General features: G+C 37.4%; 20 protein-coding genes. 1 reads left to right on the top strand and 19 read right to left on the bottom strand.

Features of this window, described 5'->3' with window-relative positions; translation table 11 throughout:
* Positions 1–2: 2 nt before the first annotated feature.
* From IGJ41_RS02775 to IGJ41_RS02730, 10 genes are all read right to left on the bottom strand, one after another.
* Positions 3–743, bottom strand: coding sequence for a WxL domain-containing protein (locus IGJ41_RS02775; RefSeq protein WP_002355609.1), 741 nt, complete (start codon positions 741–743; stop codon positions 3–5).
* A 22-nt stretch (positions 744–765) separates the two neighbouring features.
* The gene (locus IGJ41_RS02770) at positions 766–2865 is read right to left on the bottom strand and encodes a lectin-like domain-containing protein (RefSeq protein ID WP_438713833.1); all 2100 of its coding nucleotides are present in this window, start codon (positions 2863–2865) and stop codon (positions 766–768) included.
* Between the two features lie 19 nt (positions 2866–2884).
* Positions 2885–3664, bottom strand: a complete 780-nt coding sequence (locus IGJ41_RS02765) for a WxL domain-containing protein (protein ID WP_002355607.1) — start codon at positions 3662–3664, stop codon at positions 2885–2887.
* Between the two features lie 16 nt (positions 3665–3680).
* Complete coding sequence (locus IGJ41_RS02760; RefSeq protein WP_174120888.1) at positions 3681–4412, bottom strand: WxL domain-containing protein; 732 nt, start codon at positions 4410–4412, stop codon at positions 3681–3683.
* Positions 4412–4795, bottom strand: a complete 384-nt coding sequence (locus tag IGJ41_RS02755) for an LPXTG cell wall anchor domain-containing protein (protein ID WP_002420002.1) — start codon at positions 4793–4795, stop codon at positions 4412–4414. The genes IGJ41_RS02760 and IGJ41_RS02755 overlap by 1 nt, the downstream gene beginning before the upstream one ends.
* A 178-nt stretch (positions 4796–4973) precedes the next feature.
* Positions 4974–5924 carry an oxygen-dependent tRNA uridine(34) hydroxylase TrhO gene (trhO, locus tag IGJ41_RS02750; RefSeq protein ID WP_438713830.1) on the bottom strand — a complete coding sequence of 317 codons (951 nt, stop codon included), beginning with the start codon at positions 5922–5924 and terminating at the stop codon, positions 4974–4976.
* A gap of 153 nt (positions 5925–6077) precedes the next feature.
* On the bottom strand, positions 6078–6788 hold the full coding sequence (locus tag IGJ41_RS02745; RefSeq protein WP_010774520.1) for a DUF1003 domain-containing protein: 711 nt from the start codon (positions 6786–6788) through the stop codon (positions 6078–6080).
* Between the two features lie 99 nt (positions 6789–6887).
* On the bottom strand, positions 6888–8054 hold the full coding sequence (locus tag IGJ41_RS02740; protein ID WP_010774519.1) for a serine hydrolase domain-containing protein: 1167 nt from the start codon (positions 8052–8054) through the stop codon (positions 6888–6890).
* 89 nt (positions 8055–8143) lie between these two features.
* Complete coding sequence (locus tag IGJ41_RS02735) at positions 8144–8518, bottom strand: VOC family protein (protein ID WP_438713827.1); 375 nt, start codon at positions 8516–8518, stop codon at positions 8144–8146.
* 132 nt (positions 8519–8650) lie between these two features.
* Positions 8651–10042, bottom strand: coding sequence for an L-cystine transporter (locus IGJ41_RS02730; RefSeq protein WP_002355598.1), 1392 nt, complete (start codon positions 10040–10042; stop codon positions 8651–8653).
* 297 nt (positions 10043–10339) lie between these two features.
* On the opposite strand from IGJ41_RS02730, the gene IGJ41_RS02725 reads away from it, so the two are divergent.
* Complete coding sequence (locus IGJ41_RS02725) at positions 10340–10672, top strand: hypothetical protein (protein ID WP_153854084.1); 333 nt, start codon at positions 10340–10342, stop codon at positions 10670–10672.
* 122 nt (positions 10673–10794) lie between these two features.
* On the opposite strand, the gene tnpA is transcribed toward IGJ41_RS02725, so the two are convergent.
* From tnpA to IGJ41_RS02680, 9 genes are all read right to left on the bottom strand, one after another.
* Positions 10795–11250: an IS200/IS605 family transposase gene (tnpA, locus tag IGJ41_RS02720; RefSeq protein WP_002411089.1), complete on the bottom strand. Its 456-nt coding sequence runs from the start codon at positions 11248–11250 to the stop codon at positions 10795–10797.
* A 204-nt stretch (positions 11251–11454) separates the two neighbouring features.
* Positions 11455–11841 (bottom strand): DUF1149 family protein, encoded by a 387-nt coding sequence (locus IGJ41_RS02715; RefSeq protein WP_002358717.1) that lies wholly within the window; start codon positions 11839–11841, stop codon positions 11455–11457.
* 111 nt (positions 11842–11952) lie between these two features.
* Positions 11953–12384, bottom strand: coding sequence for a hypothetical protein (locus tag IGJ41_RS02710; RefSeq protein ID WP_002355595.1), 432 nt, complete (start codon positions 12382–12384; stop codon positions 11953–11955).
* A 349-nt stretch (positions 12385–12733) separates the two neighbouring features.
* Positions 12734–13378, bottom strand: coding sequence for a deoxynucleoside kinase (locus tag IGJ41_RS02705; RefSeq protein ID WP_002355594.1), 645 nt, complete (start codon positions 13376–13378; stop codon positions 12734–12736).
* Between the two features lie 8 nt (positions 13379–13386).
* Positions 13387–14085, bottom strand: coding sequence for a nicotinamide riboside transporter PnuC (gene pnuC, locus IGJ41_RS02700; protein ID WP_002355593.1), 699 nt, complete (start codon positions 14083–14085; stop codon positions 13387–13389).
* A 554-nt stretch (positions 14086–14639) separates the two neighbouring features.
* A complete protein-coding gene (locus tag IGJ41_RS02695; RefSeq protein WP_002378037.1) occupies positions 14640–16226 on the bottom strand; it encodes an amidase family protein in 1587 nt (528 codons plus the stop codon).
* A 196-nt stretch (positions 16227–16422) separates the two neighbouring features.
* Positions 16423–17352: a carbamate kinase gene (arcC, locus tag IGJ41_RS02690; RefSeq protein WP_002366182.1), complete on the bottom strand. Its 930-nt coding sequence runs from the start codon at positions 17350–17352 to the stop codon at positions 16423–16425.
* A gap of 11 nt (positions 17353–17363) precedes the next feature.
* Positions 17364–18461 carry an agmatine deiminase gene (gene aguA / locus IGJ41_RS02685; protein WP_153854108.1) on the bottom strand — a complete coding sequence of 366 codons (1098 nt, stop codon included), beginning with the start codon at positions 18459–18461 and terminating at the stop codon, positions 17364–17366.
* A complete protein-coding gene (locus tag IGJ41_RS02680) occupies positions 18454–19830 on the bottom strand; it encodes an APC family permease (RefSeq protein WP_104874240.1) in 1377 nt (458 codons plus the stop codon). Before IGJ41_RS02680 ends, aguA begins: the two co-directional genes overlap by 8 nt.
* Positions 19831–19879 lie beyond the last annotated feature (49 nt).

Here is a 19879-nt window from a genome sequence, read left to right as displayed (position 1 = left end):
GTTTAATTTCCTGGAGCGTCTGTCAACGTCCATGTTAATTTTGTGGCGTATTTTTCAGCGTATTTGGTTGTAGAACCTGGAACAGTTAACTCAATACTTTTAGCAGCTGTAGTTGCATCGGTTCCCCAATCAAATAAATAAGTTCCTGCACCGTTTCCTTTCGCTGCACTCATTACATCTGATTGACTACCATCTGAATTTAGCGTGATTGTGGCTGGGCCTGTTGGTTTGCCTGAATCTGAAGCAGTCACTACATTTCCGTTTTTAAACGTGATAGCTGCCCCAGTCAATTCTTTACCAGAAGTTGATTTAAATTGTCCTTCTTGTTTCACTTTTAATGACCAGCCAGCTTCGGTTCCACGGTTATCTGTTACTTGGACATAGTTAGGACCTTCTTTGACTTCATCGGTTGCGCCTACCGTCTTGTATTTTTGGGTAGCAGCAAAATAAGTCTGATCCTTCGACGTGATTTTTTGAACACCGAAGTCTAGACTTGACGCATAATCAATTGACAACGGACCGTTTGTTCCTGGATTAGGACCTTCAGGATCTGTTGGATCAATAGGATCAACTGGATTAGTTGGATCCGTTGGGTCAACCGGATTAGTTGGCTCTTCACTTGGTGTAAATTCTACGATACCATTAGATGTATAACTACCGCCATCTTCTGCAAAGGCTTGAGAAGTCATGCCTAAGCTCCCTAAAATAAATGTGGATAAACATACTGTTGTTACTTTTTTCATTTTCTTTTCTCCATTCTTTTCTTTAATTTCCTGGTACGTCTTCTAACGCCCAAGATAAACGAGCTTTAAATGTTCCAACTCTTTGATAAGCTACAGGAACATTGATTTGAATTCCTTGTTGTTTTGATTCATCAAGTAATGCTGTTAAATCTGTTTCACCTTTCTGATTACTTTCTAAAAGCGTAATTGCCTCATTTGTAATCTGAGAGCTTCCAGCAGTTGAAACGAAAGAAAAAACATCTGGCATTACAATTGAATCATTCGTTAACGGTTGCGTTTGCTTTAGTTGCAAGCGCCAATTATTTGCGTTACGTTCATCCACAACTTTGAGTCCTTCGGTGGGATGCCCAAGTTTAATTAGTGGTTGATTACGTATCTTTTCCGTACCAAAAGTAATCTGTTTTGGTGCCTCTTTAAAATATAGTTCCCCTAAACGATAGTAAAAATAAATATCTTTTGTTTCCTCTGTCATTGTTCCTTCCGCATTGCCTGAGTCTTTTGTAAAAACATAGCCAGAAATATCTAGGGGTTTTTCTTGATAGGATGCACCAATTTTCCCTGTTACACTTTTAGGTGGAGCAATATCTTTACCTTCCGCGTCTTTATAAAAAACGGTTACTGTTTTTTCTGTTGGTTTAGGAATAGTAATCGTTACATTATTTGACTTTTGCAGTAAGGTTCCTTCTTCATAATAGTCAAAGTTCATAGTTAAAACTTTTTCGGGCGTATTATCTTGAAGGGTTGTTTTTAATTCAATAATCATGTCCTTCTTTAAAACTAGGTAGTCATTTAAAGCAATTGTTAAGTGATTCCCTGTTTGTGTCAGATCTTTGGCTGCTACCTTTTTACCATCAATCGTTAATGAATTTTCTTCATATGCTAATTCATCAGGTAAGTCAATGCTTACTTGCGGTTGACGATCTTCGATAAAGTCATTGTCAATATTCAACGTATTCCGTAGTCTCACCTGATCATTTTTCACTGCTTCAACAGCTGAGCTAAACTCCTGACCATTCACGCTAAGGGCTGCTTGTGACGTAACGTTGGTAGGAATTTGTGTCATTGCTAAAGCATTCTCTTGGTATTTGCCCCCTGTGGATGATGTAAAGCCCCAATAAACTGTTGTTGCGCCAAATTGTGCATTTAAATCTGAAACTACATACGTATTCGTGCCCACACCTTCTAAATCATATGTTAATGCTTTGGCTGCGGCATTCCAATGAACAGTCAACATGCGCCAGGTTCCATTAGATAGATAGGTTGGCGCAACAGTGACGCCTGAATGCTCCCCTGTATAGTTGTTGTTATTAGCTTTCGGAGTGACAAAAGCTAAATGTCCATTTCCCTTATCTTGTGAAATTTCTCGGTCCATTCGGTTGGAACTACCAGTATTTTTATAGGTATCAAACTCAATCGATAAGGCATTTCTAACATAAGGTTGACCAGCTTTCGTGGAGTATGCACCGATTCCCATCCCAGGTGAACCAATGACTTCTTGAGGCGTTGTGGACATTCTAGGATCATTCGTTAAGGTAAAGGTCATACCATCACCAGCATTTGCATACTCGTTTCCTAAATACAAATAACTTTTAAAGGTAAAATCCGACAATAAACTGATTGGTTTTTTTGACCAAATAGCGCCTTTTTGTGATTTAACAGCTGGGTTTAGTTGTAATAACTTCCCACCTTCTAAAATACTTGTTGCATTTCCAATTGGTTCTTGAAATACCTTGTCGATTGGAATGATATTAGGATCATCCGGCAATGAAGTAGCGTATGGCGCAGCCAACATGCGCGGCTGTGGTTCAACTATCACCGATTCCGTTGCACTGGTACCGTCATCCTTTTGTTGTTCGCTAGGTTCTAAAGTAGCCGTTGATTGGTCTGTTTCTGCTGGATGATTATCGGTTGTTGTTGTCGTTTCTAGGGAAGGTTCTTGCTCTAATGTTTCCGAGTGAGAAGGAGCGCTAGTTGCCTGATCATTGGCCGATTCCTCCACTATTTCCCGATTGACTTCGTTGATATTTGTCGAAGGATTACTAATCGCTTCGCTAGTAATAGGCGCAAGGATTAGTAAGAATAAACTACTTGCCAAAAAGACTAGGCTTTGTTTGTTTCGCATCTCTCTTCACCTCTACTCTTTAAATTCCTGGTACATCCGTCAACGTCCACAATAATTTTGTTTGATATTTCACGGCATCTTTAGGGGTTGACCCTGGTACTGATAGCGCAACATCTTTTGTAACATTAACATTGTGTACCGTATTGGTTTCATCGCGTTCTGCAACCACTTCTACTTTACCCCAATAAGTAGCCCAGGTTCCTGCACCGGTTCCTTGCTTCGCAGCTGCCACTAGCGATGCGGTTCCTGGAACAAGGGCAATCTTATTTGTTGCCTCTGGTTTCACAACATTTTGCGCATTACTATTAACAGTCGGGTTAGCTAAAGAAATTTGCGCACCTGTCAACTGACTATTTAAAGTCGCCTTTGTTGCTTTAAATTGCTCCTTTTGAGTAACCGTTAAAGACCAACCGCTATTGGTTCCTCTATTATCAGAAATTTGCACAAAATTTGGTGTTTCTTTTTGATTTTCTTGATATTGCTGTGCTCTTGCAAAATATACTTGGTCTTTATTCGAAATACGATTTTTCCCAAAGTCAAAACTTGAAGCATAATCAATAGACAGCGGTCCTTGGGTACCAGGATTGGGACCTTCTGGGTCTGTCGGATCAATTGGTTTGACTGGCTTTTCTGGATCGGGATTTTCTGGATCAACCGGTTCTGTCGGATCTACGTTCGGAATAAATTCTACTAAACCATTCGAACGATACTCTTTTGGCTCTTCTGCCTTCGCTTGTAAGGACCAACCAGCAACTGCAAATGTACTGCATAGAACGATTCCTGTGAATTGTTTTTTCATTGCTTTTCTCCTTTATTTAATTATTAGAGGGCGTATCTTCTAATGCCCAAACTAACTTCGTTGAATATTGTTGTGCAAGCTTTACAGATTTTCCGGGAACGAATAGTTGGACAGCTTCTTTATTTGTTGCTTCATTTGAACCAAAGCGATAAACCCAAGTCCCAACACCTGTTTCTTTTTTAGCGTTCATCGCTAGATTATTATTTACACCAGGTGTTAAGGAAATAGTACTACTGACTTCAGTAGGTTTATATTTTTCATCCACCATTGAGGCAGCTTCTGCCTTTGTAAACGTTAATTGAGCGCCGACTAGTTCCTCTCCAGTAGCTGTTTTAAATTGTTCAGGTTGGGAAAGCGTTAGTTTCCATCCTGCTAACGTTCCTCTTTTATCAGTTACTTGTACATAGGTTGGTTTTTTTGAACCATCTTTCATTTCATCTGGCGCAGCATAATACGTTTGATCTGCCGTAGAAATCTTTTGTGTGCCAAATTTAAATTTTGAACCATAATCAATTGATAAGGCACCACCCGTTCCTGGCCCTGGAGGATCAATTGGGTCTACTGGATCAGTAGGATCGGGATTTTCTGGATCAACAGGCGGTGTGATTTCGTTATCGCCTGCTTCAAAAGTAATTGTGCCTTCCGTATTGTATTCTTTCGGAAAAGTTTCTGCTGCTGATGCGTTTATTGCTTGAAACCCTACGCCTAAAAGTATGGTTGCCGATGTAAGTAAAATAGTTTTTTTCATTAAATAAGCTCCTTCTCTCGTTTCATTTTATTAATTAAATAAATGACTACCCCCAACAAACTAACTCCTATCAAGGAATACAGCGGATTTTCAGACTCGCCTGTTTTAGGTAAAACTGCTTGTCCAGAAGCAGCTAAATTGTTTCTTCCCTGTTCTTCTGATTGTTGGGTATACGCTACGTCATTTGACTCTTTTTCATTCTCATAAACGTAGGTGCCATAGAAGCTCGCTTGACCATTTGATTCATAATTATTTTCTTCAGCCATAACGCTTTTTGTTTGCAACCCAATGATCAATAGCCCTAAACATACCAAACTAAACCCTCTTATGATTTTCATCTGAATTCCTCCTTCCCCATTTTCAACATTGACTGGCCCAGCCAATAAACATTATATAAAAGAAATATTTATTAGATTTTTTTATTTTTTTCAAACGCTTTTAAAAAATAAAATGGTTTTAGCTAAGAAAGCTTTAAAATCAACACTTTTAAAGACAAAAAAATAAACAAAAAAACTTCAAAAAATAATTTTCGAAGTTTTTTTGTTTATTTTTTTATTATTTTTATACTTCAACCGCTTCTAACAAAGCCAAACGTTCAGCAACTTCTGCTTCTGTTAAATTATGTTTTTTTACATAACGGTTGGCAGGATGCTGGCTACACTCTAATGAGCAGCCACCTAAATGCTTATGTTCATTTTCTTCTGAAGTTAAGATTTGACGATTACATTCTGGGTTTGCACAGTTAATGTAGCGTTCGCAAGGTGTTCCATCAAACCAATCTTTCCCAATAACTTTTTTATCAACGTGATTAATTTCGACACTGATTCGGTCATCAAAGACATACATTTTGCCGTCCCAAAGTTCGCCACGTGTTTCTGGATTTTTCCCATAATTGGCGATACCACCATGCAATTGAGCAACATCTTCAAATCCTTCTTTTAATAACCAGCCAGAAAATTTTTCACAGCGAATCCCGCCAGTACAATAGGTAACAATTTTTTTATCCATAAATTGTTCTTTGTTCTCGCGAATCCATTGTGGTAACTCACGGAAGCTACGGATATCTGGGCGCACGGCACCACGGAAATGTCCTAAATCATATTCATAATCGTTACGAGCATCGATTACAACAGTGTCTTCGTCTAATAAGGCTTCTTTAAATTCTGCAGGTTCCAAATATTTCCCCGTCGTTTCCAATGGATCAACGTCTTCTTCTAAGTTCAACGCCACTAATTCAGAACGTGGGCGAACAAACATTTTGCGGAACGCCATTTCTTCTGCTGGATCAATTTTAAAGAATGTATCCTTAAAGCGCTCATCTGCTTGCATTGCTTCCATGTACTTTTCTGTTTCTTCGACAGTACCAGATAACGTTCCGTTAATCCCTTCTGTCGCTACTAAAATACGGCCTTTTAAATTTAATGATTTGCAAAAAGCTAGATGCTCTTTCGCAAAAACTTCTGGATCTTCAACTGTTGTATATTTGTAATAAAGTAATACTTGGTATTTCATCTTGTTTTCCCCTTTTGTATAAAGTCATTCTATCCCATTATACGGTGAATAAAAAAGGGAAAGCGATTATTTTGCTTGTGTATTTACACACAATAAAAAAGTAGCTTGTTGTTGCGTAATAATTATTACGCAACAACGAGCTACTTCTATATACTACTCCTTTTCAGAAGTCGCAGCGAGTTGTTCTTGCAACTCACCTAAAAGTTCGATTTGAATATTTTGGATTTTTACCAAATTTTCTAGTTGATTATTGATAATATAATCCATTTTCTCATGTAATAAATTAATTTCTACTTCTGCTTTTAAGTTAATTTTATAATCATTATTCGCTTGTTCTCTATCACGGGCTTCTTGTCTGTTTTGACTCATCATAATAATCGGTGCTTGGATAGCTGCTAAACAAGATAAGGCAAGATTCAACAAAATATAAGGATATTTGTCAAATGGTTGTCCCAATAAAGTGGTAGAGTTAATCACGATCCAAGCAATCAACACGAAGCAAAAGAAGCCAATAAACACCCAGCTACCGCCAAATTTAGCAATGGTATCCGCTGCTCGTTGGCCAAAGGTTAATTTCTTTTCCATCTTTTCATTCATATTATTGGAAATCAGCTTATCTTCTTTGATGTGTTGAACCACTAATTCATTCAGTTGTTGGATTTTTTCAGAATCATTTGCGACCAATTGTTTCATGTAATCCAAACGATAATTAAGTAACTCCGCCAATGTAATCATCGATTCAGCTGTCAATTGTGGATTGTTTTGGAGAATAAAAGCTTGCGTTTCCTGTTCTATATCTTGAAGATAAATGTTTTTTTTCGTTGGTTCACCAATAACAACTTGTTTATTTTTTGATCGCTTCATCTTCGTCACTCCCTTTGATTGTTCTTCCCTTTATTTTAATATAAAGTATCTCAGAAGAAACCTAAAAAGGCTTTGGGAGTGATCGTTGTTGCTTCTGCTTTAAAATTTAACAGTTAAATTGGTTACATCATGGAACAACGAACCAATTAATTCTTTGTATTTCGCTGGATTCACACAATTAGTTAGCAATATGATCCCAGTTTTCATATCTTTTGAAAATAAAGCTAGGGCTTGTTGACCCGCTTCAACGCCGTGTAAACGTAAATAATTATCATGAACATAGATGCCGCCATGATAAGAGCTTTGCTGAGAAGACGTCCATAATTTTTGCAAAAGTGCGGTGGAAACTAAATGTCCACTCGTTAATTGATGTAAGTACCAATACAAATCACCTGTCGTCATATCCACATTACCAGTCCCAAATTCATGGGCAAAACTAGCTGCAGGAATTGAGAGCACTTGGTTATATGAATTATCTTCTGTCCATTTATAACTTGTTGAATTATTGGGCTGTTCCAATAAGGTTTCATAGAAGCCAAAATTCTTTAAACCAGCCGTTTTGTGATAAAAATTATTAAATAATTCTTGATAGGTACGTTGATACATTTTCTCTAACATTCCTGCTAAAAGGACAAAATTTACTGGGGAATAATTGTATTTTCCTTTATTGACTTGAATGGTATTTTGTTTAACAAATTGAATAATTTCTTCATCGGTAACGATATCATTAGGCATTGCTGATAACTTTAAACCGCTTGTCATATTCAACATATCGCTAATCGTAATGTCCTCAGCACCTTGTACTTGCGGATAAAACGTAGCGAGTTTTGTATCTAATGTAAGTTTACCTTCTTCAATCGCTTTTAAGATCAAGGTTGTGGTAAAAGATTTTTGAATCGAGCCAATCTGAAACCTTGTGTTTGGCGTGTTGGCTTGTTGCTTTTCAAAATTGGCAAAGCCATATCCTTTATTTACTAAAACCTGATCATCTTTAATGATCAAAGCCGAACCAATATAATTTGTTTCTTGAATTTTTTGATCAAGTTCGCCACTATCTGGTGCAACTATTTCTTTCGTTAAATTCGCATAATTATCACTTCGGCGATCTTCTTCCAAGACCACTTTCGATTCTTGACTAACTTGTGAATCTCTAGTGAAAAAGAACGTTTTTATTAAATAACCACTACCACCAATCACCACCAACAAACATACTATAAAAAGCCAATTCACTCCTCCATGTCTTTTCTTTGCATGTCGTTTACGCATACCGCTTACCTCCGCCTATTCTATTAACAGCATTATCATACGCTATATTTTCATGAAAATTACAGATTTTAGTAAAATTTATAAAACTTTCAACTTTTATAAAAAACAGCAAAGTAATTATCATCGTTATCTGCAAAATTAAAAACTAAGCCTGTTGGCAATTGAACCATTTCACCGACAGTAACGCCAGCCTCTTGCATTTTTTTATAGAGACCAATGATATCATCGCTAGCAAACATTAGAGAAGGGGTATTCCCCGCCACTTCTGGTGAATGTTTTTGAATAAAGGCCAAATCATATAAAACAATAATCGCTTCTGCTGATTCACTTGGCGCAATTTCTACCACCAATGTGCCGTCAACTTCCTCTCTTTCCTTTTCAACAAAGCCAAACGTTTGCCAAAATTGACTAGATTCCTCAACATTATTCACATATAACATAATCTTTACTTGGTTTGAAAACATTCCTTCACGTCCTTTTGAATTTAGTTAACAACTTATTATATACGTTCTTTTAAATAATTACTGCACTTTCGCTTAAAATCAAAAAAAAGTGTTTGAGCAAGACATTGCTCAAACACTTTTCGTTTTATTGATTTAGATATTTGCATCTAAGACAACGTCGCGATCATTTAAGACATCACGATCTAACTCATGAATACGAGCACTTGTTAACACACCTGCAACCATACTATCGTTAACGTTAACAGCTGTCCGCGCCATGTCAATAAGTGGTTCAACCGAAATTACTAAACCAACAATTGCAACTGGCAAGTTCATTGCGCCTAAAACAATCAGAGAAGCAAAGGTTGCTCCGCCGCCGACACCGGCTACGCCAAATGAACTGATTGTGACAACTGCTACTAACATTAAAATAAATTGTAAACTAAAGACATCAATTCCAACAGTTGGTGCAACGATGGTTGCTAACATAGCTGGATAAACGCCGGCACAACCATTTTGTCCAATAGATAAACCGAAACTACCAGCAAAGTTTGCTGTGGCATCATCGACACCTAATGCTTTGGTTTGTGTTTCAATATTTAATGGTAAAGCTCCTGCACTTGAACGAGAAGTAAAAGCAAAGCTCAAGACTGGAAAAACTTTTTTTAGATACGTAACTGGGTTGACTTTTAAAGTAATTAAAATCAACATGTGAATGGCAAAAACAATAATTAAGGCCACATACGATGCCAACACAAATTTACCTAAGTTAATAATCGCAACAAAATCACTTGTTGCTACAACATTAATCATTAACGCTAACACGCCATAAGGGGTCAAGCGTAAAACTAAGGTAACAATTCGCATGGTAATTTTATATAAACTATCAATTAAATTTGCAAAAAATTCAGCTTCTTTTGGCGCTTTACGACGAACGCCTAAATAAGCGACACCAACAAACGCAGCAAAGATTACCACCCCAATGGTACTCATTGGTCGTGTTCCCGCAAAGTCAGCAAAGACATTTTTAGGAATGAATGAAACGATTTGTTGGGGAATCGTCAAATCTTGAATCGCATCTTGACGCGTCGCTAACTCGGCAATTCTTGACGTTTCTGCAGCACCTTGCGTGAATTTTGCCCCTTGAAGACCAAACGCTAAGGTTGTTCCAATCCCCACCAAGGCAGCTACTGCTGTTGTTCCTAGTAAGGTGGCTAACACATTAAAGCTAATTTTTCCTAATTTATTGGATTCTTTCATTTTTGTAAATGCACCTACGATAGATACAAATACTAACGGAATTACGAGCATTTGTAGAAACGCTACATAACCATTACCTACAATCCCGATCCATTCCATTGATTGCGTAGTAATTTTACTGTCTGTACCAAAAGCAAATTGAATAATTGCACCTAAAACAATCCCCACGCCCAATGCTGAAAAGACACGTGTTGAGAATTTTAAATGTTTCTTTTGCATTTGGTAGAAACCGAATAACACAGCAATAAATGCAAGGATCACTAATACAGTGATGAATGTTGTCATTTTAGTTCCTCCCTATGTTTTTAATGACAAGTACATCAAAGGAAGTAAAGGTTCCCGGTACTCACTCTCCAGTAAATACCCTGAAAACAGCAAACTGTTTCCAGTGATAGTTCTATTGTACCTTATTTTATAGCAAATAGTGGGATAATTTGCTTACTTTTTGATAGAAAATAACCGTTGCGATAGTTTAAAACTATCACCAAGCGTTGTTTTACTAGTCACTGTAAAAATAATTTGTTTTTTGTCCTCTTTCTTTTAAGCTGACGTGGTATACTTAGTTCCAGGAGGTGTAAGCGTATGCAAAAAATTTGTTGGATCCTTTCTGTCAACCGTGATGGAGCAACGTTATTTGTGGGAAGCCCTGCAAATGCGGGTCCTTGGCTTTTTTCAAATAAAGAGCAGCAAAACATCAAAGCCTTTTTTCAACCAACCTATGAAATTGACTTTATCAGTTATGATGTTCTTTCAGAGGAAGTACCAGAAGCTGCGTTCATTTTGTACAATGAAATGCTCGCTCCCTATCTTCCCGAAAAAATCACCAAAGTTGGTCAGCCGATTGCTTATGTGGATATCGCTACAAAAAATTATGAACAGTTTAAAAAAGCTTTGGTTGCTAAACCTTCACAGTAAATATCCACCCGCATAGCGGGTGGCTTTTTAATAGCCCTAGAAGGGCTCGCTACCTGCTGCTCCCTTTAAGGGAGCTTTTTTTAGAGACCGCCAACCGCTACCATTCTATTCTTATCTAGTTGTTACTTCCTAAATGGATCTTTATACTCTCTTTTGTTTATACTATCCCTTACTCGATCTTCTGCTTCTTGTTCTCGTATATACTTAGCTATCGTTTTTTGGTTCAATCCTACAGTGCTCACATAATAGCCTTTTGACCAAAAGGATCGATTTCCATAATTGTATTTTAAATTCGCATGACGTTCATGAATGATTACTGCACTTCTTCCTTTTAAGAAACCCATAAAACCTGATACACTCAACTTCGGCGGAATTCTTACCAACATATGGATATGGTCGGGCATTGCATGCGCTTCAATGATTTCGACTTCTTTCATCTCACACAATTTCCTTAGTATTTTCCCTATATCTCGCCTCAATTGACCATAGATTACTTTTCTTCTATATTTTGGTGTAAACACAAGATGATACTTACAATTCCAACGAGTATGTGCTAAACTTTTATCGTCGTTCGACATTCAAAAACTCCTTTCGATTTGATAACGGTTGGTAGCCTTTATCTATTATATCGAAAGGAGTTTTTATCGCTAAAGCTCTGGCCTCCACGCGCAGTACGCGTGGTTTTTTTGTCGAAATCTCTTTAGAGATTTCGACTGACTAAAGTCATTAAGAATAAAAACAGCGTTTATAACGGAATCCGTTACAAACGCTGTTTTTAAAGTTTAAGCTTCTTCTGATTGTTGAAAATTCAATTGGACACCTGGACGATCCAGAGCAATTTCAGTTACTTCATAAGATAAACGTTCGACGATGCTAAATAAAGGACGTACAAGTTCATCGACTTCTTCTTGCGAAATATCTTCTTGTTTTTCAATTTTACGATCAATAATGTGATTAATTTGACTAATCGCCCCTGATAAAACAAATTCGTCAAAGACAATTCGAAATTCTAAGCGAGCAACAAGTGCTGAGCTATTTTCTGGATAATTTTCTTCTTCTACTTCAATTGGTGAAAAACTAACACGTAAATCTGTCTCTACTTCTGAATCAGGTACTCGCATATCATAATGATACGCTTCAACAATTTCTTGTTGGCGTTTAATTTCCATTGTTTTTCTCTCCTTTTTTAACAAGATATTCCCCTTTTAGAATATCCAATGGTTTCTTTTCTCAAGTATACCACAAGTCCGAAAGTTGCCTAGACCAAAAAACACAGAAGGTCAGACTTTTTTGATAAATTGATTTTGGCAGTTTGAACAAGTGACTTTGATTGTTCCTCGTCCTTTCGGCGCACGTAATGACTGCTGACATTTTGGACATTTAAAATAACGATACTCTTTCTGAGTCATGTGTCGCTTGCGAAAAGCATGAACCTTTTGCATTAGGCGTTGTTTTCGAAGAATAAACCGTTGATTTTCATTCAATCGCGGGTGAATATGTTTTGAAAAAAAGCGATAATACACGTAGGCGACTGTGATTAAAATCAATAATCGAACCCAAAGATAGCCAGTAAAAATATTGATGAGCGCCAGCACAACACTTGTTAGCAACAGCGTTCGATTCAATTCATCAAACCGGGCATAACGTCCTTGTAAAAATCGTTGCGCTTTTTTGCGCCAACGTAGAATGCGTTCAAACCAAATTTGGCCCATTTATCTTCCTTCTTTCGAGCATTATTTTTTGAATAAATGATTGATTTACAGAAACTTTCAATCAAAATTTACACTTACTAAGTCCAAATTTTGAACAACTGTTGGTTATTTTCGATGGTATACTTCTAGAGAAGTCAGGTCAACCGATGAATGACTTCGTTGATAATAGCTACCGCTATTTTATACAAACTTAAACTGTCGATGGATAGATTATCCGATTTTAACTTAGGGTAAGGTTAAAATCCGATTCTATAATTTAGCACTACACTCCTTTATTTAGTAGCAACTTTAGCCTATCTATCCACATTTTAAGTCAAAAAGAAGCAAGTCCGGACTTGCTTCTTTTTATTTATCTTTCTAATTCTTCAATTTTCTTCTCAATTAACGCCAAGACATATTGACACGCTTCAGGATCTTCGACAAAATCATATTTATCGCCATCAATTTGAATTTTAGGACTTTCATCATAGTCTTCGTACCATTGATCATAACGCTCGTTCAACATTTGATAGTAATCATACAACGTTGGATCTGTCTCAATTTGTTCATAAGGACGGCCACGTTTTTTGATGCGTTCTAACATTTTGGGAAATGAAATACGAATGTGAACTAACAAATCAGGTCTTTTTTTATGCGCAGCATAAGGCAATTCTTGGAGCATGTTTTGTAATAAGTCATCGTACACTTTGACCTCTGTTTCGTTGGCACGACCTAAATCTGCATTTAAATGAAAAAGTAATGAATCTTCATAAATCGAGCGATCCAATACATTATTTTCATGCGTTAATGCTTGTTTAATACTATCAAAACGTTTATTTAAAAAATAAATTTGTAATAAAAATGCGTACTTTTCCGGTTCCGCATAAAATAAAGGTAATACCTCATTATCATCAACTGATTCGTAAAAGGCTTCTGAACCTAAACGGTTTGCAATTAAAGCTGTTAAACTAGATTTACCAGCGCCAATCGTACCTGCTAAAACAATCACTGCCATCGAACTCCCTACCTATTTTTTTCCATTTTATTTTTTATCTTCAACCAATTAAACATACCAAAAATTGAGTTAAAAGTATACATACAATACATAACAAATATCGCATAATCACCACCAGCGTGCGTCCCTGCTCGGAACCATAACAAAATTGAAAAAATATTTCCTAGTAGCCAAAACACGAATTGCGATTGATAACGTTTAATCATCAATAACATCCCTGTCGCTGAAACACTGAATGTGATTGCATCTAATGTTTGTTGCGCATCATTTACAAAACCTAACAAAATATATGCAGCTACGCCAATGAGTAGCCACGTGAAAAAGGCATACAACCACTGAATACCTTTTAAAACTTTTACTTCGGTTACTTGACCTGAGCCATCTTCGCTAGCCCGAAGCCAAGCATAGAGCCCTGTAATGTCCATAATAATATAGAAGCTTTGTAAAAGAACTTCGGCATATACCCGTGTCACTAACCCAAAATAGCCAATAATCACTGCACTGATTAACCCAAAAATGTAATTGCTGACTTTTCCTTGGGCAATTAAATTCACACAAATGATGCCGGCTAAACCACCTACTAACGTAATCCAATTCGACGGATTGATAGCAAATGCAATCAACTGTACCCCCACCATCAAAGCTAAAAACAAGTAACTTCTCGTTTCCCAACCTTTAAAATCATTCACCAAAAAATTCTTATTCACGACAAATTTCCGACCTTCCTAAAACCAAACTTTTCTCTGTTGACGTCTCAATAAGAGTACTCCGTTTTAAAAAACAAGTCAATCAGATTTCGGAATAAAAAGAAGATTTTAATACTATATATTGATTTGAAAAATATCGAAACACTACATATAGTTATTACGCAAGCTTTCTGATATCCTTTATTGCCACAATATTTTCTTCATCTTGCTTTAATCTTCTATGTATTCATGGATTTGTTTCCATCTAATAATTCCTGCAGCAGAACCCTTTACGACGGCAGCGCTCCAAATTAATGTTGCGAAAGCGGAAGCAACCGTACATATTTATGCTTCAAACACAGCCATCGTTCACTCTTTTTATTGAAATGCTTAAAAATTGATGGACTTATTTCTCGAATCTGGCCACTTATTAACTTATTACATGAAAACATTCGCCTAAAAAAGCAGAAAAAACGACTAACCTAAATAATCGACCTACAAACAATTCCTTTCATTTGTAGGTCGATTATCTTTATTAGGTTTGATACGGATGTTTCGCCATTCCTAGTTTCCCTTTACTGCTCATCTCTATTTATTTTTTTACTGTTTGCCAACAGCTCGTTGTCTGAAAGTACTATCCGTCCTTTTGTACTTTGTTCAAAGCTGTAAGCTTGCTCAAATAACGTTTGCTCTTTATTGGCAGTTTGTGTAAAAGTCAGCCCATAAGGTTGTCCTTCACTGTTTTTCGCCAAAGGAACAGTCAATTCAGGATATCCTGCCACGGCACTTAAACCCGTACCTTCAGAATCAATAAAGGCATATCCGTCTAATTGTTGTTTTTTTAGCAACGCATCAAACGTTTGCTGTGCTTTTTTAATGGTTGTTTGAATGATTTCTTTATCTGGTTGTTTCTTTTTAACATCTGCTTCTAATAAATCTTGCCCATACTTGGCACGAACCTTTTTATCTTGTTGATTATACGCAATTAGTTCCTCCAGTGTTTTAAATGGTAAATCATAACGTTTCGCAAATTCTTCCAATGCAAACTTAAATTCATTGGAAATAACTTTCCCGCCATCAATCCCTTCCATATCTGGTGTTACCGGAATCACTTCTGCTCCTGCTTTTTGGAGGGCCTTTTTAGCAGTCGCAAATTCTTCTTCAGCACTTGGCATTTCTAGCAACCCAATGCGTTGGCCTTGTAAGTTATTTTTAGTAAATTTCGTTGAATCAATGCTCGGAACCGTGTCTTTCTTAAACGCATTATAGCCTTGCGCAGCATCAACGACACTTCGGGCAATCGGGCCAACTGTATCTAATGACGGTGCCAATGGCAAAACACCTTCGCCACTTACTGAACTGTGGGTCGGTTTAAAACCAACCACTGATTGATGAGAAGCGGGGGAAACAATCGATCCCATCGTCTCAGTGCCTAAAGAGAAGGCGCCGATATTCATCGTCACACTAGCCCCACTCCCAGAACTTGAACCTGAAGGTGTTATTTTGAGTGGCCCATAAGGATTAAGTGTTTGTCCATGTTTGGAACTATAGCCACTTGGTGCTTTCATTGACATATAATTCGCTAGTTCAGATAAGTTTACTTTTCCTAAAATCAAAGCTTGCGCCTCTGTTAACTTCTTAACTACTTCCGCATCTTCCTTAGGCTTGAACGTGCGTAAGGCATACGCTCCTGCACTCGAAATCATGTTGGTCGTATTTATATTTTCTTTCAAAGTCACAGGAATACCATACAAAGGCTTCTTCGGTGTTTGAGAGGCTTGCTGGTCAAATGCCTTTGCTTCCTTAATTGCTTGCGGATTGATTTCAGAGATGCTGTTCATGCCATTATCTATTTGATCGAACTGTAAAATACGGTCCAAATAAAACGCCGTAAGTTCTTCATAGGTCAATGTTCCGTTGGCAATCGCTTGCTGTAATTCAGTGATATTTTTTTCAATAATCAACGGTGCTTTGGTACGAGCTTTTTGTACATCTGTTTCTTTTAATTGGTCTTCAATCGTTTTAACGATTCTCTCTTGATTGTACATTGCTGGGGTTTCTGCCTCAGGAGTGAACTTTTTGAGTATAAACCAATAAGCTGCAGCGCCTATTATGACTAATAAAACAGCAATTATTCCGATTACTTTTAAAAATTTAGACATTTTTATCCTCCTATATCGTTTAAAGATTATCTTACTATGTTTATTTTTGCATGACAACTAACAGTTTTGTTCGTTAAAAAGACAAAATAGAGAGTAGGACATCCGTCAAAACGACCGATTTCCTACTCTCTAACGATTAAGATAGTCCGCTAAATGCGTTTGTTTTAGACTTTTGTGAAAGTTAAATACTGAGAATTTATTGTGTAATTCGTGTACCACTTTCTCCTTTGATTGCTTCCGAAGCTAATTCTAAAAGCCCAATAATCGCCTGGCGGTTTGGTTTACTTTCTGCAAAACTGATGGCCGCTTCCACCTTGGGTAACATACTACCTGGCGCAAATTGATCTTCTTCTATATATTGTTGCATTGCCGTAACCGTAACATCGGTCAAAGCTTGTTGATTTGCTTGACCAAAGTTAACAAAAACATGTTCTACTGCAGTTAATACCACAAAAACATCTGCTTCAATGAGTTCAGCCATTTTAGCTGCCGCAAAGTCTTTATCAATGACTGCATCTACACCATGATAGACTGGACCATCATAGGCAATAGGAACCCCGCCGCCACCACAAGCAATTACGATCTGTCCTGCATCAACAAGTGTTCGCAAGCTAACTTTTTCGTAAATATCAACTGGTTTTGGTGAAGGAACTACCCGTCGCCAGCCTCGACCCGCATCTTCTTGATAGACATTTCCAGTTTCCGCCATCAACTGTTTGGCTGTTTCTTCGTCATAATAACCACCAATTGGTTTTGTTGGTTTTGTAAACGCTGGGTCTTTCGGATCCACCACGACTTGTGTAATTAACGTAACAACTGGTTGTTCCCCTAAATTTCTGGCTACTAGTTCTTCATCAATTGCTTGTTGTAAATGATAGCCAATATAGCCTTGGCTCATTGCTGTGCATTCAGGAAACGGCACGACATCTTCTGGAGATTGACTCGTTTCCTCAAAAGCTAAGCGAATTTTGCCAACTTGTGGCCCGTTACCATGAGCAATCACCACTTGATGGCCTTGTTCAATTAAATCGACAATGGATTTTGCAGCGGTTTGTGCTTTTGCCAATTGTTCTTTCGAAGAATTTCCTAACGCATTTCCACCTAATGCAATCACTATTTTTGACATCTGTTTCCCTCCTAGCGCTTTGGTTCTTGTTGTGTGATACAGTGAATATTGCCGCCCCCATAAACAACTTCTACCGTATTAACACCAACAATTTTTTTATCTGGGAACATCGTTTGAACTTGCTCTAAAGCCAAACGATCATTTTCATCACCATACTGTGGCACAATCACGCCATCATTTGTAATTAAAAAGTTCATATAGGATGCGATACAAATATCGCCATCTTCTCGTGGCATGGTTCCTTCCACGAAATCAATTTTAAAGGAACCTTTAATGGTCACATTTTTGACAGGACAGCATAATTTATGGACTTTTAATTGACGTCCTTTAGCGTCAGTCATTTTAAGCAAACGTTGATACGCATCTTGTGCTGCTTCATAAAATGGGCTATTTTGATCTTCGGTGTAAATACAAGCCACTTCACCAGGTGCAATAAAACAAGCTACATCATCCACATGACCATTGGTTTCTTCTGGGTCAATTCCATCACCTAGCCAAAGAACTTTTTCAACATTTAAATAGTCGCATAATTTTTGTTCAATTGCTTCTTTTGAAAGTTGTGGATTTCGACCTTCACTTAATAAGCACATTTCTGTAGTCAAGACTGTTCCTTGTCCATCTACGTGGAATGAACCGCCTTCTAAAACAAAATCATCTGTTCGATAAGAATCTACATGCTCAATTTCACAAATTTTTTGTGCAACCAAATCGTCTTGGTCCCAAGGGAAATATAAACCATCTACTAATCCCCCCCAAGCATTGAATGTCCAATCCACACCACGGATTTCTCCATGGTCGTTAATGACAAATGATGGTCCACAATCACGGACCCAGGCATCATTGTTTGACATTTCGTAAACCGTAATTTCTTGCGGCAATTGGCGACGGCAATTTTGAAATTGTTGTTGAGAAACCACCACATTCATCGGTGTAAACTGACTAATTGCTTTGGCCACATTAGTAAAAGCTTCTTGGACAGGTTTACCACCATCACGCCAATTATCCGGTCTTTCTGGCCAAATCATCCAAACTTTCTCTTGTGGTTCAAATTCTCCTGGCATTCTAAAGCCATCTTGTTTAGGGGTACTTCCTACAATTCGTTTAGCCATTTTCTTTCGTTCCCTTCTTAATTTTTTTCACGTAAATAATTACTTCACCAAACAGAATAAAAATGATTGCCCCAATTGTAATTGGTAATTTTTCATTTAATGCTGCGGGACTAAAATCTAAAGGTACTGCTGTGAAAATCAGTGAAATAATAATCATAATCATTGGTAAAACCACTAAAACTTTTAAAAATCCTGGTTTTCCGTTAACTTTAAACGGACGTGGTGTATCGGGATCAATTTTTCTAAGCTTATAAAAAGCTGGGAAAACTGGGATATACGATAACAAGAATAGGACGACATTCAAGGAGAAAAAGGCCCAGAATAAATCTTGATTAGGTAAAATTGGTGCTAATACAATGACCACCGATGCCACAATGCCATTCATCAAAGCAGCCCCAATTGGCATGTCATTTTTCTTACTACGTTTTTCAAAAAATTTAGGCATGTCACCATTTTCAGCAGCATAACAAGCTGTATTATTGACTCCTAATGACCAAGAAATCATGTTGCCGAACAACGTAAGAAGGAAGAGGAAAGCCATCAACATAATGAACCAACCTTCTGTCGATCCTGTCAATAGTTTAAAGCTATCCATCATACCACTGCCGGTACTAATTTGATCGGTGGGAATCGCTACCCCAATTCCAAAGGCTGAAAAAATATAAATGGCCGCAATGACTAACCCCGCTGCTATAATAGCTTGTGGAATCTGCTTCTTAGGATTTTCCATATCATCTGCAAACGTACAGATGACTTCAAACCCTAACAAATTAAAAATGATTACAGAAATAAAAGATAAACTCCTTAAGTCAAACGTTGGTAGCATCGATTTCAAGGTAAATTCATTGGCAACACCTTTCGTCAAGGCTACATACAATCCTAACCCACCAATTAAGACCGCTAAAACCATCTTGATTACCGCAGCTCCATTTAGAATCCAGATACTGTCGCTAACTGGATAAAAACTAATCCAAACCACAATCCAAGTAAAAATTAATTCAACAATAATCATCATCGGTGTTGAAAACTTAATACCTGTAATTGTCGTTAACAGTTCTGGCGTCATAACGGCTAATGAAGCTAGCCACAATGGATAATTAATCCAATAATACCAAGAAACTCTGGCACCCCAACGATGACCATATGCTTTGGTCACCCAATCATAGATGCCCCCTTCACCAATATAAGTTGTTCCTAATTCTGATGAAATTAACCCATATGGCAATAGGAATGCAATTAATAAGAAAATCCACCAAAAAAACTGAGAATTACCAATTGCAGCAACAGGCGCCGCTGCTTCAGCAACGAAAACCACACAGATCACTGATAAAATGGCACTCGTTAAACTAAATTTCTTTTTCCCCTCCATGAAGACTCTTCCTCTCTTTATAAACTGTCCACTGATTCATTTTTTCAAT

It is taken from the genome of Enterococcus sp. DIV1537a (assembly GCF_051712085.1).
In the GTDB taxonomy this organism is placed as follows: Bacteria; Bacillota; Bacilli; order Lactobacillales; family Enterococcaceae; genus Enterococcus; species Enterococcus faecalis.
The sequence above is the reverse complement of the archived record's forward strand: the minus strand, read 5'-3'. Positions and strand labels throughout refer to the sequence as shown.